The organism is Neobacillus pocheonensis, assembly GCF_050477905.1.
Taxonomy (GTDB): domain Bacteria; phylum Bacillota; class Bacilli; order Bacillales; family Cytobacillaceae; genus Neobacillus; species Neobacillus pocheonensis_A.
Genome location: NZ_JBCNAD010000020.1, coordinates 290,473 through 303,608, shown reverse-complemented (window position 1 = coordinate 303,608; position 13,136 = coordinate 290,473). Strand labels below are relative to the sequence as shown.

The 13,136-nt window shown below is 39.3% G+C and carries 18 protein-coding genes; 3 read left to right on the top strand and 15 right to left on the bottom strand.

The features are described 5' to 3' along the window. Window positions 1–16: 16 nt before the first annotated feature. Window positions 17–418 carry a S1 domain-containing post-transcriptional regulator GSP13 gene (yugI, locus tag ABES02_RS11640; protein ID WP_430134511.1) on the bottom strand — a complete coding sequence of 134 codons (402 nt, stop codon included), beginning with the start codon at window positions 416–418 and terminating at the stop codon, window positions 17–19. 219 nt (window positions 419–637) lie between these two features. Between yugI and ABES02_RS11635 the strand changes: the two genes are divergently transcribed. Then, entirely contained in the window at window positions 638–868 is a 231-nt protein-coding gene (locus tag ABES02_RS11635) for a helix-turn-helix domain-containing protein (RefSeq protein WP_430134508.1), read from the top strand. 118 nt (window positions 869–986) lie between these two features. Here ABES02_RS11635 and ABES02_RS11630 read toward each other — a convergent pair whose 3' ends face one another. Continuing rightward, the gene (locus ABES02_RS11630; RefSeq protein WP_430134505.1) at window positions 987–1,250 is read right to left on the bottom strand and encodes a DUF1871 family protein; all 264 of its coding nucleotides are present in this window, start codon (window positions 1,248–1,250) and stop codon (window positions 987–989) included. Between the two features lie 91 nt (window positions 1,251–1,341). Between ABES02_RS11630 and ABES02_RS11625 the strand changes: the two genes are divergently transcribed. Further along, window positions 1,342–2,505 carry a MalY/PatB family protein gene (locus ABES02_RS11625; RefSeq protein WP_430134503.1) on the top strand — a complete coding sequence of 388 codons (1,164 nt, stop codon included), beginning with the start codon at window positions 1,342–1,344 and terminating at the stop codon, window positions 2,503–2,505. Window positions 2,506–2,541: 36 nt separating this feature from the next. On the opposite strand, the gene ABES02_RS11620 is transcribed toward ABES02_RS11625, so the two are convergent. From ABES02_RS11620 to ABES02_RS11590, 7 genes are all read right to left on the bottom strand, one after another. After that, window positions 2,542–2,919 carry a PH domain-containing protein gene (locus tag ABES02_RS11620; protein WP_430134501.1) on the bottom strand — a complete coding sequence of 126 codons (378 nt, stop codon included), beginning with the start codon at window positions 2,917–2,919 and terminating at the stop codon, window positions 2,542–2,544. Between the two features lie 238 nt (window positions 2,920–3,157). Beyond that, complete coding sequence (gndA, locus tag ABES02_RS11615) at window positions 3,158–4,570, bottom strand: NADP-dependent phosphogluconate dehydrogenase (protein WP_430134499.1); 1,413 nt, start codon at window positions 4,568–4,570, stop codon at window positions 3,158–3,160. 157 nt (window positions 4,571–4,727) lie between these two features. Beyond that, window positions 4,728–5,909 (bottom strand): alanyl-tRNA editing protein, encoded by a 1,182-nt coding sequence (locus ABES02_RS11610; protein WP_430134497.1) that lies wholly within the window; start codon window positions 5,907–5,909, stop codon window positions 4,728–4,730. A 113-nt stretch (window positions 5,910–6,022) separates the two neighbouring features. Continuing rightward, window positions 6,023–6,400, bottom strand: a complete 378-nt coding sequence (locus ABES02_RS11605) for a hypothetical protein (RefSeq protein WP_430134494.1) — start codon at window positions 6,398–6,400, stop codon at window positions 6,023–6,025. Window positions 6,401–6,529: 129 nt separating this feature from the next. Beyond that, window positions 6,530–7,084, bottom strand: coding sequence for a superoxide dismutase family protein (locus ABES02_RS11600; protein ID WP_430134491.1), 555 nt, complete (start codon window positions 7,082–7,084; stop codon window positions 6,530–6,532). Window positions 7,085–7,180: 96 nt separating this feature from the next. Next, the gene (locus tag ABES02_RS11595) at window positions 7,181–7,390 is read right to left on the bottom strand and encodes a hypothetical protein (RefSeq protein WP_430134489.1); all 210 of its coding nucleotides are present in this window, start codon (window positions 7,388–7,390) and stop codon (window positions 7,181–7,183) included. A gap of 76 nt (window positions 7,391–7,466) precedes the next feature. Beyond that, window positions 7,467–8,207, bottom strand: coding sequence for a peptidylprolyl isomerase (locus tag ABES02_RS11590; RefSeq protein ID WP_430134486.1), 741 nt, complete (start codon window positions 8,205–8,207; stop codon window positions 7,467–7,469). Window positions 8,208–8,328: 121 nt separating this feature from the next. On the opposite strand from ABES02_RS11590, the gene ABES02_RS11585 reads away from it, so the two are divergent. Beyond that, complete coding sequence (locus ABES02_RS11585) at window positions 8,329–8,712, top strand: kinase-associated lipoprotein B (RefSeq protein ID WP_430134483.1); 384 nt, start codon at window positions 8,329–8,331, stop codon at window positions 8,710–8,712. A gap of 38 nt (window positions 8,713–8,750) precedes the next feature. On the opposite strand, the gene kapD is transcribed toward ABES02_RS11585, so the two are convergent. The 6 genes from kapD to ABES02_RS11555 all read right to left on the bottom strand — a co-directional run bounded on the left by kapD (window position 8,751) and on the right by ABES02_RS11555 (window position 13,053). Then, complete coding sequence (gene kapD, locus ABES02_RS11580) at window positions 8,751–9,374, bottom strand: 3'-5' exonuclease KapD (protein WP_430134482.1); 624 nt, start codon at window positions 9,372–9,374, stop codon at window positions 8,751–8,753. A gap of 166 nt (window positions 9,375–9,540) precedes the next feature. Further along, a complete protein-coding gene (locus tag ABES02_RS11575) occupies window positions 9,541–9,924 on the bottom strand; it encodes a hotdog fold thioesterase (RefSeq protein WP_430134480.1) in 384 nt (127 codons plus the stop codon). A 119-nt stretch (window positions 9,925–10,043) separates the two neighbouring features. Further along, window positions 10,044–10,310 (bottom strand): hypothetical protein, encoded by a 267-nt coding sequence (locus ABES02_RS11570; RefSeq protein ID WP_430134478.1) that lies wholly within the window; start codon window positions 10,308–10,310, stop codon window positions 10,044–10,046. Window positions 10,311–10,429: 119 nt separating this feature from the next. Next, a complete protein-coding gene (locus tag ABES02_RS11565; protein ID WP_430134476.1) occupies window positions 10,430–11,938 on the bottom strand; it encodes a leucyl aminopeptidase in 1,509 nt (502 codons plus the stop codon). A gap of 73 nt (window positions 11,939–12,011) precedes the next feature. After that, complete coding sequence (locus ABES02_RS11560) at window positions 12,012–12,620, bottom strand: 3D domain-containing protein (protein WP_430134473.1); 609 nt, start codon at window positions 12,618–12,620, stop codon at window positions 12,012–12,014. A 109-nt stretch (window positions 12,621–12,729) separates the two neighbouring features. Continuing rightward, window positions 12,730–13,053 (bottom strand): YuiB family protein, encoded by a 324-nt coding sequence (locus ABES02_RS11555; RefSeq protein WP_430134472.1) that lies wholly within the window; start codon window positions 13,051–13,053, stop codon window positions 12,730–12,732. Window positions 13,054–13,136: the final 83 nt, after the last annotated feature.

Below are 13,136 nucleotides of genomic sequence, written 5' to 3'. Positions count from 1 at the left end.
CAGGCTTTATGATTGTTTATTTTTTAATTAAGTCTTCGCGTTGTGATTGATCAATCCACTCTTGAAGCTTATCTTTTAACGTATTAAATCCTTGTTGTCCCTCAACTTCAGGAATGATGGCAGCAGCCTGGCGCTTGCGAGGCTTCTTAATCTTTGCCGCCTGCTCTACAGGAGCTTCTTCAGTAGCTCGGATGGAAAGACCGATTTTGCCTGCACCTTCGTCTACCGACAATACTTTAACCTTGATTTCATCGCCAACTTTTAGATGGTCGTTAATATCCTTCACATATCCGTGCGTGATTTCCGAAATATGCACAAGTCCTTGTGTATTTTCGTCTAAAGCAACGAACGCTCCATACGGTTGAATTCCTGTTACTTTACCTGTTACAATACTTCCTGTTTCAAATTTTCCTGACATGAAAACACTCCTAAGTAAATATTATTTTATCCCTTATATACGCATTATAAGATTATACCATAAGGAACAGCTTTAATCAAAAAAAGCTATTGCCATATACTGGAGTGCTCCGTGGAATGAAAAATTGTCAGTAAATCTTAACATGTGAAATTAGAAAAAAGTAATTCATAATGATAAACTAAGAGTGAGGTAATATAATTTTAAAAAGAGGTGAACAGTATGAATAAAATCGGCCAAACAATAAAAACCGCACGTGAATTGCGTAATATGACCCAGGATGAACTAGCACAAAAAGTACGGGTAGGAGCAACAACAATTGAAAAATATGAATCCGGTGAACAAATCCCAAGTAGTCAGACCATCTTAAAATTATCTACTGTCCTAGATATCCCTGCCTCTGAGTTATTAGAATATCATAAAGTTCATACAACCTCATCGCCAATCGATTAATAATATTTTTTTATCTTTGAAGTATAAAAAAGGGGAAATCTGGTAAACCTTAAACCATAAGCTTTCTAGTATTCCCCCCTTTTTGAGTGGACACCTTTTATAAGGATGTCCACTTTTTTTATATCGAACAAGAATCATTCGCCTTAATATCTAAAAGCTCTCCAGCTACTTCTATACAACTTTCCAATGGAATGACCTTTTCAAAAGAAAATTCATAGATGCTTTGAATTCTTTTGGCAAGCGTTAAAGGGTGGTCGAGTTCATGGATCGCCGCAATCACATCGGCTATTTCCGTTTCGTAATTGCTATTTTTCAATTGAAACGGATCCCACTCATTTAAAAGATCCACAAACTTTAAATTCGTCTCAATCTCTTTTCTCATCTTTTTTTGCTCCTATTATATTTACATTTGATTGATTTATTTTATCATAAGAAGCAGAAGGTAAGAAAATATTACAGGTGGTGTGGTGCAAATGTCGATATTTAATGAGAGAATCGATCGTTTAAAAACGTCATCAGTTAAATGGGAATTAACCAAGGATATTTTTGGAGAAATGGATTTGTGGCCGATGTGGGTAGCGGATATGGATTTTAAACCACCACAAGCCGTCATTGATGCGATAAAAAAACGCGTCGATCATGGCGTCTTTGGCTATACATTTGTCCCCCCCTCTGTCTCCGAGGCTATTTCTGCCTGGTTGCTTAAACGGCACCAATGGGACATTCAATCTCCGTGGCTGTTATATTGCAGTGGTGTTGTTCAGGCCATTAGTACTGCTATCAATGCGTTTACCAATGAGGGTGACAAGGTACTGCTTCAATCCCCCGTATATACACCCTTTTTTGACATGATTGAAAAAAATAATCGGGTGGTCGTAAATTCGCCGCTTGTGCTGGACGAAAATAGATATCAGATAGATTTTGCTCAATTTGAAAAAACTTTACAACAAGGCTGTAAATTATTCTTACTATGCAGCCCACACAATCCTGGCGGCAGAGTTTGGACAAAGGATGAGCTATTGAAAATAGGAGAATTATGCCTTGAGTACAATTGCCTTATTCTTGCAGATGAAATTCACTCTGATATCGTTTATAAACAGTACCATCATATTCCGATTGCCTCATTAAGCGACCAACTGTCTGAAAAAGTGATCACCCTGATTGCTCCTAGCAAAACCTTTAATTTGGCAGGGTTACAGGCGTCTGCTGTCATCATCAAAAATAAGGCAATGAGAACCCAATTTCAAGAGCAGTTAAAACGCCAAGGTGTATTCACCTTAAATACATTCGGGATCATAGGAATGGAAGCGGCCTATCGTGAAGGCGAGAATTGGCTTGATGAGCTGATTGATTACTTACAGGATAACAAAGAGTATACGATCCAATACTTAACGGAACATTTCCCGCAAATTACCTGTATCGATTCTGAAGGAACCTACCTGCTTTGGCTAGACTGCAGGGGGCTTGGTTTAAGTGATAAAGATTTACGTAACCTGCTGATTCAAAAGGGGAAATTGGCTTTAGAGCCTGGTCCAAAATTTGGCCATGGCGGGGAGGGCTTTGTTCGCATTAATATTGCCTGCCCGATGGACGATTTAATCGAAGGTCTGAATCGATTTAAGAATGCATTAACCTAAAGAAAGACGGGCTAAAATATAGCTCGTCTTTTGTTGTTATTTCAACACATATTCAGCTAACACACTCTGAAGCTCATAAATGTTTAAGTTTTTATTAAATTGCTTTTGCAACGGAAGGGCATTTCCAGAGATCCAAATTTTTAATTCCGCATCCAAATCAAAGCTCCCTGCAGTTTCAATACTAAAATGGGTTATATTTTTATAAGGAATGGAATGATACTCGACCTTTTTTCCGGTTAACCCTTGCTTATCGACTAAAATTAAGCGTTTATTTGTAAAAATAAACATATCCCGAATAAGCCGGTACGCTTTCTCGATCCGTTCACTCGGAGCCAGAACTCGTTCAAATTCTTTTTGTACTTCTTGTGCATTCACTTCCGAAGCATTGCCCATTAAACCATCTAAAAAACCCATTAATATCACCCTCTCATATCACTCACTTAAGTATACAAAAAATTACCATATAATAAAAAGCCAGACGCAGATTTCACGTCTGGTTAACCATTTATCCCGCATTAACGGGCAGTAAGATCCCCACATTGAGACTTTAAGGAACTAAAAAAGGATAAGTGGGGATCAACTGCCCGTAAAAGCCCGATTGGTTCAACTAACAATCAATGGGGGAGACCCCCCCACTGATTGAAGTTTCACCTTATTTTTCTAGCCACTCTGTATGGAAAGTTCCTTCTCTGTCCACCCGCTGATACGTATGCGCCCCAAAATAATCCCGCTGAGCCTGAAGCAGGTTCGCTGGGAGAATTTCTGAGCGATAGCTATCATAATAGGAAAGGGCGGTCGATAATCCCGGAACAGGGATACCCGCTTTAACAGCAATAGATACAACTTCTCTTGCCGCATCCTGATAATCAGCAGCAATCGATTGAAAATAAGAATCCAGCAATAAGTTATCCAAATTAGGATTACGATCGTAAGCATCCATTATATTCTGCAGGAATGCCGCTCTTATAATACATCCTCCCCGGAAAATCTTTGCGATTTCTCCTGGTTTTAAGTCCCACTGGTACTCTTTGGAAGCTACCTTGTATTGGGCAAATCCTTGTGCATAAGAAATAATTTTACTAAAATACAAAGTTTTCCGAATTAATTCGATTACATCCTTTTTATTACCCAAAAATTTATTTTCACTAGGTCCTTTTAGAATCTTGCTTGCTCTCACGCGCTCATTCTTCATGGCGGATAGGTAACGAGAAAAAACAGATTCCGTAATAATTGATAGCGGAACACCTAGATCAAGAGCACTTTGACTCGTCCATTTTCCAGTTCCCTTTTGCCCGGCAGTATCAAGAATGACGTCCACTAATGGCTTGCCCGATTCCGGATCTATTTTTGTAAAAATATCTGCAGTGATTTCAATTAGATAGCTGTCAAGTTCGCCTTGGTTCCATTCGCTAAATACTTCATGAAGTTCGTTCACTGACAACCCCAGCAGAACTTTCATTAAATGGTAGGATTCACAGATTAACTGCATATCACTATATTCGATTCCGTTATGTACCATTTTTACATAGTGTCCAGCACCATTGGGACCAATATATGTACAGCATGGCTCTCCATTTACCTTTGCTGAAATAGCTGTTAAAAGAGGGCCAACAGCATCATAAGCTTCTATTTGTCCACTCGGCATAATGGCGGGACCGGTCAGCGCCCCCTCTTCACCGCCAGAAACACCAGCGCCAATGAAAAGAAGCCCTTTTTCAGCGAGGTGAGCATTTCGACGGATTGTATCTTTATAAAAACTATTTCCGCCATCAATTAGGATATCACCTTTATCTAAATACGGTACTAATGATTCAATCGCTTTATCCGTAATCTCACCGGCATTCACCATTATTAAGATTTTTCGTGGAAGCTCCAATGATTGAACAAATTTTTCAATATTCGTTGTCCCAATTATATTTTTCTCTTTATTATGTTCTAAGATCTCGTTCACTTTCTCAGTGGAGAGGTCGTATACGGAAACAGAGAACCCTTTGCTCTCAAAATTAAGTGCAAGACTTCTTCCCATTACCCCTACTCCGACAACCCCTACTTGTTGTTTTTCCAATCTGAATCATCCCTTCAAGGTTTTAAAAAAATTTTCATTTATTTATATTATAAAAGAAATATTTTTTCGCACAACACCTTAAAACAAATTTTATAACTATAGTGTTAAAAAAAATACACTTTTTTATTAAAAAAAGTGCATCAATAGGATATTTGGTTCATTCCAATAATAACTGAAGTAATTCATCCGCTGGAATTAGTGCTTCCCCTCCCCCCTGTGCAAAGGCAGCATTTCCTCCCCCCTTTCCATTAATGTGAGGAAGTGCTTTTCCGATGATGTTTTTCATATTTTCATCTCTTTTTCCCCCTCTTGCACCTACTAACTGTAGTTTATCTTCATTTTTAGATATAAACATAACCAGTGCATTATCATTTTCAGCCGTAATCAAGCGAGCTATTTTCTGAAGCTCTTGTATGCTGCGTTGATGGAAGATTTCCGTCACCAATTGGTCTGTGTTATTTTTATGGATTAATTCCTTTGCTTCATATTGCAATAAAGTTTCTTTGGTTTGTTCTAAAAGTTTTTCTTGCGATTTCCCACTTTCAAGTAGACGATTTACGGCTTTCACCATATCAACTTCAGGAGCGTTTAATAGTTGGGTTAATTGGAGAATCACCCTTTGTTTTTCGTCAAGCTGTTGAAGGACTCGATGACCACACACGAATTGAAGGCGAATATTTTTTCTTTGACGTTCCCAATCTAATATCTTAATCGCACTAACCTCTGAGGTAGATTTTGGATGTGTCCCGCCGCAGCCATTATAGTCAAAGTCTGGAATAATAACGAGCCTGATATCCTCTTTCACCTTGGTCTCTTTTCTTAATGGATATTGTGATAGCTCTTCTTCTGTTACCCATTTCACTTCTATAGGCCGATTCTCTAGGATTATTTGGTTTGCAAACTCCTCCGCTTTCTTTACCTCTTGTTCAGTTATATTTTCAGTCTCTAAATCAATCGTGACTATATCATTTCCTAAATGAAAGCCAACCGTCTGATAATGAAATAATTGTTCAAATGCGGCAGATAAAATATGCTGACCTGAATGCTGCTGCATATGATCGAATCGCCGCTTCCAATCGATGACACCGAGTACCGCTTTATCAATAATGAGCAGTGGTTCCTCAAGATAGTGGCGTATCTCTCCCGCTATTTCTTCCACATTTATGACCTTGATTTGGTCAATCATGCCGATGTCATGCGGCTGTCCGCCTCCAGTTGGATAATAAGCCGTTTGATTTAAGACAACGTACCATTGACCCGCTTCATCCTTCTCTTGTTTTAAAACCTGAGCTGAAAATGATTGTATGTATGGATCTTGATAATACAGTTTATTTTCCATTGTGATGTACTCCTATATTTTTTATAAACTCATTGTCTAGAAAAAAGGAGTAGAAAGCAAGAAAAAACCTGCCCTCAAAATTTCTTAGAGCAGGTTTGCATAATTAATTGCCACTACTTGTTTTTACGTTGGCCAAATGTAGGTGGTTTGGTTGTTGGTTGCTGGCCTTGTTGAAAACCGCCCATTCCTTGTTGGAACCCCGCTTGCTGTCCTGGCATTCCCTGCGGAAAGCCTGTTTGCTGTCCGCCCATCATTTGCGGGAATCCGCCAGGCTGCTGAAAACCACCCATCATATGTGGATAGCCATGCTGATATCCTCCCATTTGTGGATAGCCGTGATGATAACCTCCCATTTGTGGATAGCCATGATGAGGATAACCTCCCATCATTTGCGGGTATCCGCCCATCATTTGCGGATATCCTTGCTGGTATCCTCCCATTTGTGGATAACCTTGTTGTCCGGGAAAACCTCCAAATTGTCTTTTTTCCATCAATTATCGCCTCCTAACAGTCTCCCTGCTAGTGTATGTCCACTTGTTGGATAAGCTTAGATTCTTACCCAGAATTAAGAAATTTTAATATAAAAATAGCCACCTCAAATTGAGATAGCCGCTAAAGATTTATTGTTTTTCATCCTGAGCCTTTTTTTGACCCTCTTTATTTTTGTCCTTTGAAATTTCGCCGCAAGCAATTCGGTTTCCGGAATTCCCTGCTGGCTGCGTCATGCCGTCATCTTTACCTTCATGAACAACAATCGATGTCCCCTCTTTTGTAAATAAAGATTTCTTCCCATCCTTTAAGGTTACATTTGGTGCCATGAGATCCGCCTTCACAGACCCATCATCTTCGACAATTAAATTAGGCAGGTCACCAGCATGAGCGCCCTTTGGATGGAGGAGTCCATGTTCTTTTTTCTCGGGATTAAAATGATTTCCCGCGGATTTGAAATCGGGGGCCTCACACGTCCCTTTTTCATGAAAATGTATCGCATGTTTTCCTGGCGGCAGGCCCTTTAAATCCACAGACATTTTCACACCGCTCGCCTGCTCCTGCAATTTTACAGTTCCCAGTGAATCTCCAGCTGCATTATACATTTCTACATCAATTTTTGTGACGTTCTTTTCGGTGCACCCGGCTAGAACGAGAAGCGGTATAATGATCCAACTTTTCTTCATATGTATTCCCCCCACAATAGACAATTTGCACTTAGTATAGACTAACTGACTTTTGCCTATTCAATATTTGCGGGATAGAAAAAGGAACAGCTGCAGTTAACTGTTCCTTTGATTCGTATGCTGATTGTTAATGCGATCCTCTAAATCTTTTGTTTTTTGGGCCTCCCGCTTGGAGTGAACAATGATTAGTCTCATCGTCACCAAAGCACCTATGAAAAAAATAAAAAACGTAATCGCCGCAGGAATATATTCTGATTTATCTTCAGGAAAGTATAAAAACAAGGACATTACTAATGATTGAAACATTTTCTTACTTCCTTTCTTTAAAGGACTTGCTCTAATGTTCTATTATAGCAAGAAAAAACGTTTCCTACCATTAATGCTATTTTAATACTTTTACCTTTTTAATAATCACGTCTTTTTCCGGCTTATCTTGTGCACCAACCGGGGTGTCAGCAATTTTATCAACAACATCCATTCCCTCAATAACTTGGCCAAACACAGTATGACGATGATCTAGCCAAGGAGTCCCTCCGTTATGGTCATAGGCATCAATCATTTCCTTCGGGTAGCCTGCCTTTTCCATTTCCGACTTCATTTGCGGATCAAGTGATGTTTTTTGAACAATAAAAAATTGGCTGCCGTTCGTATTAGACCCGGAATTTGCCATCGACAAGGCACCGCGAAGATTGTAAAGATTTTTAGAGAATTCATCTTCAAACGGTTTACCCCAAATACTTTCACCGCCCGTTCCATTGCCGTTAGGGTCGCCGCCTTGAATCATGAAATCTTTGATAACCCTGTGGAAAATTAAGCCGTCGTAATATCCTTCTTCACTATGCTTCACAAAGTTTTCAACAGCTTTTGGCGCATATTCAGGAAATAATTTTATTTTAATCGTTCCCAATGTTGTTTCCATTTCTACTAGCTTTTCGTTTTCAGATACCTCTGTTGAAAGCTGAGGATAGACTTCCTTTGACACTTGTTGATCCCCTTCCTTCTGTTCTGTTTTTGGCGCAGAACTTTTTGGTTTTGCTTCTTCCTTCTTTGACGTGCTTGTCCCACAAGCTGCCATTACCAAAACAATCGTGAATAGAGCAAAAATCATATGTAACTTCTTCAATTATCATCCCTCCATTTTTTCACTTTAACCGAAAATAAATTTTTTTGCACTCTGATTTCAATTTAGTCATAATGAAAGGGAAGAATCAAGATAAAGATTTGGCAGTTAGGGGGTTTTTTTTATGACAGAATTGCAAATTGGTTCTACTGTAACAGCAATCTATAAAACCGGTAAGTATATCGGGGAAATAACGGATATTCGTCCTCAGCACTATTTAGTGAGAGTTCTAGGGGTCCTTAAGCATCCAATGCAAGGTGATCTCCACAATCCAAAAGAAGCGGATGTGCTAATTTTTCATGAAAGACGTGCACTATCCTTCAGGGAGCAGGCCAATATTCCGAAGCAAATGGTCAAACCTTTTGTGGATGAGATACCTGACTACAGAGAGTCATTAAAAGTAGCAGTTGAAAAAATGAAGACTGAATTGACGGATACTCCTTCAAAATGGTCTGAAATGAGTTTAAAAATGGTTGATTCTCTTGAAAAGGATTATTTTAAAGCATAAATCATAAAAGGCCAAATCAGTTTGAGTGATTTGGCCTTTTATGCGAACTCATTTAATAGCTTTGAAAAATCTATCCGATCACCAATGGTAGTTGGTTTTGGTTTTTCTAAATATCGTTTATCCTTTTCAACAAGTTTGAATATATTGTAGGTAGTCATAGCATCGTCCAACGCCCGGTGGTGCCTGCCTGTCCCTTCTTTGCCATATTCCTGAACAGCCTTCCAAAGACCAGTTTGATTTTGGTCCCCGAAGAAGCGTTTATACTCCATTGATAAATCCAATTCTTTTGCTTGAAATGGAAAAGCGACTCCGGCCTCTAAACAATTATGACGAAGCACCTTCATATCCATATTTCCCCAAGTAACAATCGTGGTTTCCAAATTACTTTTGTTGAATTCCTCCAGTTTTCGGATAAAATCATAAAAGGATAGCCCCGTATTGACCTGCTGCTGTGAAATATGTAAGAATGATTTACAGCGTTCAGATAACTTTGGGAACTTTAATGGAGTAACAAAGGAAGAGAACTGACCGTCGATCTGGTCATCAATCACCGATACGATTCCCACCTCGATAATTTCCGCGAAAAAGTCCTTCATGCGGCCATTACGTTCGGGCATTGTGAATTCAAAATCAATAAATAAATACTGCCGCTTATGTTTCATATTTTTTTCACCCCCATTTTAGAAATCAGTTATACTACATTATATAAAGAAACCTGTACAAAAAACTGTGCTATTGTTCTATTTTTGTTCTTCAATTATAACACGATTTCACCTAAATTTTTTAAATTTTTCAACAAAAAAGGAATGGGTAAAAATCCCATTCTCTTTATTTTCTGATTTTTATAACTGCCATGGTACATCTTGAAACACAAATAAGCTGATCTTGTTCATCGGTAATTTTAATTTCCCAAACCTGTGTGGTTTTGCCCTTGTGCAGGACTGTCCCGACCGCCGTAACCACGCCATCACGTTTAGAACGAACATGGTTGGCATTAATTTCAAGACCGGCTACTACTTCCTCTTCTTTATTCACTAACTCGTAAGCGCCTACACTTGCAACAGTTTCTGCCAATGCCACAGATGCGCCGCCATGCAGGATACCAAAAGGCTGGCGTGTCCGCTCATCAACCGGCATGGTCGCGATTATTTTTCCTTCTTCCATATGCGTGATTTCTATTCCTAAGGCTTCAATTAGTGTGTCTTTAATCATTCTCAATCTCCTTGTCCCATAATTAAGTATGTATATATCTAATTCTCTCTTTTTTATCATTTTCCTTTTAATAAATTTTCTTTTAAGAAAAAACAGCCCTAGAGCTGTCTTTTCTCGGATTAATAATAATATGGGGGCACTCCCATTCCAGGGTAGCCAATGCCAGGAGCGCCAAAGCCAAGCCCTGGAGCAAAACCAAAACCTGAACCTGGATAACCTAAACCTGGATAACCAAATCCGCCGTAAAATGGACGGGCTCCAAACGATGCACCTAGTCCGCCTCCGATTAAACCGCCTAAAAAACTAAGCCCTCCAATCGCCAAGGGTAATCCAAATCCTATAAATCTTTGATCCTGTACCGGGTAGGGACTTCGATAAGGGTACATAATTCCATACCTCCTTTTTCGCTATACTTGCCTACACTATTTCATATGCGAAAAGGAAAGGGATGGAATGGGCAATCATATAAAAAAACCCCAGAAAAGATTTCTGGGGTTTTAAAGGTTTATTTTTCTATTGGTTCGAATCGTTCTACAAATAAGGCAAGAGTACGGGTCATTACTCCGGTTGCACCGGCCGGTCCAAGATCATTGCCCTTAGAAGTAGTGGCAGTTCCGGCAATATCCAAATGAACCCATGGAGTTCCTTCGGTAAACTCACCAATAAACGCACCTGCAACGAGCGCATGCCCCTCACTGCCAGGGGAATTGTTTAAGTCAGCTACTTTGCTGTTTCTTACCCGTTCCTTTTCCGTTTCAAACAAAGGCAGCAGCCACATCTGCTCGCCTGCTTCTACTGCTGCACCCAATACCTGTTCATATAGTGAGTCATGATTGGTCATTGCACCGGTTGTATGCAGCCCAAGAGCCGTAATGACTCCACCTGTTAAGGTAGCCACATCGACTAAATATTCGGCCCCGTGGTGTTTGGCATATGTTACGGCATCTGCCAGCACAAGTCTACCTTCCGCATCCGTATTTAAGACCTCGATAGTTTTCCCACTCATTGAAGTGATGACATCATCCGGCTTAAAGGCATGGCCGCTGATCATATTATCGGTTGAAGGTATGACGGCAACAACATTTTGCTCGGGCCTGATTTCGCCGATGATTTCCATTGCTCCAAGCACAGCTGCCGCTCCACCCATGTCTGTTTTCATTCCAACAATACCTGCTTTTGTTTTAATGGAATAACCGCCGGTATCAAAGGTAATTCCTTTCCCGACTAAGCCAATTACATCCTTCCATTCGTCTTTCCCTTGGTATTTCAGAACTATCATCTTTGGCGGTTCTGTTGACCCTTGGTTAACAGCAAGGAAAGCGCCCATTCCTAATTTTTCAATCTCTGCTTTATCCAAAATTTCTAATTCAAAATCATATTGATCAGCCAATTTTTCAGCATAGTTCGCCATATCTGTCGCGGTTAGCAAATTCCCTGGGATATTAACAAGGGTTCTTGCCGAGTTTGTTCCATTCCCAAAAGCAAAGCCGACCGATAACGAGGCATGAACCTCTTCTTCATCGAAGCCTTCACAGTAAACGGTTAGGGACTTCAGTTTTTTCTCTGGTTCATTCGATTTCTGCTTATAACCCTCAAATTGATAAGTTGCTAAGACAAAAGCTTCACTTAACGCATGGGCAGCGTCTAATCCATCTAGTTTCTCTGTAAGGAAGGAATCCAAATAAACCGCAACTTCCCCTAGTTTACATGCATTTACGTCTTTAAAAAGCTTACCAAATGCCTCCCGAATCTTATCAAAGGTTAATTCCTTTTCCTTTCCAAGGCCGACAAACCAAATCCGTTTGGCACCGATTTGACTAAAAGTATGTACTTTATTTATGCTTTTAAACTTTGCGGAAATATCTCCTGATTTGACAAGATCAGACAGTTGTCCAGCAAATCTTTCATCCAGGCTGGCTAAGGAACCTGAAAACTTGTCTGGTTTTTCAAAAAGACCGATGACCAAGCCTTCGTGCTCAGAAGTTAATTCAAATTTTGTATTTACTTGAAACATTGCCATTTCACCTCCGTGTTATTCAACAATATTATACCGAACCTCAAATAAAAAAACAGGCATGCAGCCTGTTTTACCTTTTTTCTGAGCTAATATACTGCTGACGAAATACCTGCAGTGATTTGTCTTCGTTTAATGCCTGTAATTGCTGCTCTGTCAGCTTGCCATTACCTTTTTGAACCACATAGACTTCTAAACTCTTTTTACCCCATTTTTTATAAACATCCTCAACGGTTTCATAATAAAGATCTAATTCATTTCCTTTTATAGCTCCTCCCTTATCAGCAACAACCCCATATCCATAACCTGGAATAAATAGAATTGTGCCAATCGGGAACACGTTTAAATCTGCTGCTACAGTAGAAAATAAATCTCGTTTCACTTTTACACCTGAATAAGTAATCCCATACTCAGGATGTCCTTGTTTTTTTCCAGTCGATTCAAACCCCGCTGTGTAGCCGGTAGCTGTAACAGTTTGTTTGGGATACTTTGACCAATCAAGATCCTCTAATGAATGAGCAGCAGTCCCTGAAACATTTTCACTCGCTGAAATTACGGAAGCAAATTTCGTAATAAGCGAGTCGGCATTAACACCTGAAATGGATTGGAAGGTCGCAAATAATGCCAAAAAGAAAAGACTTATCATGGCAAAACGCTTTATCCAATTTTTAAATATATCCATTAAAATTTTCACTCCTCCAAAAATATTCATTCCCAAGCTGAAAGGAATTATTCAAAAAAGAAGTGAAAAAATTTTATAAAAAAAGACCGATTGCTAAAATGCAAAAGGTCTAAAACATTTGGTAGCCGTTTTTCCGCAACAGCTTTATTGTAAATCCAGCGGCAAAGGCCCCGACTAACCCGCTTAATAAAATAAGAATATCTGCGGTTGCGAGTGAACTGAATTTGTGCCCTAATTCTTGGAAGGCAGCCTTACTATTTGTAAAATACTCAATAAATCTAACTTTATCTACGATTAAAATGGCCACAATAGGATATATTATCGCCATAACCCATGACATTCTCAATAGCATATTTAGAATAAACCCTATTCCAAAAAATAACACAAAAAATAGCAATATCGATATTATTAAAACAACAATACTCATTTGCACACGAGATTCCCCCTTTACGCATCAACAATAAGTGTACATAACGGATAAAAGGGAGTCAATATGGACACAAAAAAAATAGCCCC

Bases quoted from the DNA above. Each gene is read 5' to 3' on its own strand.
- yugI (WP_430134511.1), bottom strand. From the start codon at position 418: ATGTCAGGAAAATTTGAAACAGGAAGTATTGTAACAGGTAAAGTAACA.
- ABES02_RS11635 (WP_430134508.1), top strand. From the start codon at position 638: ATGAATAAAATCGGCCAAACAATAAAAACCGCACGTGAATTGCGTAAT.
- ABES02_RS11630 (WP_430134505.1), bottom strand. From the start codon at position 1,250: ATGAGAAAAGAGATTGAGACGAATTTAAAGTTTGTGGATCTTTTAAAT.
- ABES02_RS11625 (WP_430134503.1), top strand. From the start codon at position 1,342: ATGTCGATATTTAATGAGAGAATCGATCGTTTAAAAACGTCATCAGTT.
- ABES02_RS11620 (WP_430134501.1), bottom strand. From the start codon at position 2,919: ATGGGTTTTTTAGATGGTTTAATGGGCAATGCTTCGGAAGTGAATGCA.
- ABES02_RS11610 (WP_430134497.1), bottom strand. From the start codon at position 5,909: ATGGAAAATAAACTGTATTATCAAGATCCATACATACAATCATTTTCA.
- ABES02_RS11605 (WP_430134494.1), bottom strand. From the start codon at position 6,400: ATGGAAAAAAGACAATTTGGAGGTTTTCCCGGACAACAAGGTTATCCA.
- ABES02_RS11600 (WP_430134491.1), bottom strand. From the start codon at position 7,084: ATGAAGAAAAGTTGGATCATTATACCGCTTCTCGTTCTAGCCGGGTGC.
- ABES02_RS11595 (WP_430134489.1), bottom strand. From the start codon at position 7,390: ATGTTTCAATCATTAGTAATGTCCTTGTTTTTATACTTTCCTGAAGAT.
- ABES02_RS11585 (WP_430134483.1), top strand. From the start codon at position 8,329: ATGACAGAATTGCAAATTGGTTCTACTGTAACAGCAATCTATAAAACC.
- kapD (WP_430134482.1), bottom strand. From the start codon at position 9,374: ATGAAACATAAGCGGCAGTATTTATTTATTGATTTTGAATTCACAATG.
- ABES02_RS11575 (WP_430134480.1), bottom strand. From the start codon at position 9,924: ATGATTAAAGACACACTAATTGAAGCCTTAGGAATAGAAATCACGCAT.
- ABES02_RS11570 (WP_430134478.1), bottom strand. From the start codon at position 10,310: ATGTACCCTTATCGAAGTCCCTACCCGGTACAGGATCAAAGATTTATA.
- ABES02_RS11565 (WP_430134476.1), bottom strand. From the start codon at position 11,938: ATGTTTCAAGTAAATACAAAATTTGAATTAACTTCTGAGCACGAAGGC.
- ABES02_RS11560 (WP_430134473.1), bottom strand. From the start codon at position 12,620: ATGGATATATTTAAAAATTGGATAAAGCGTTTTGCCATGATAAGTCTT.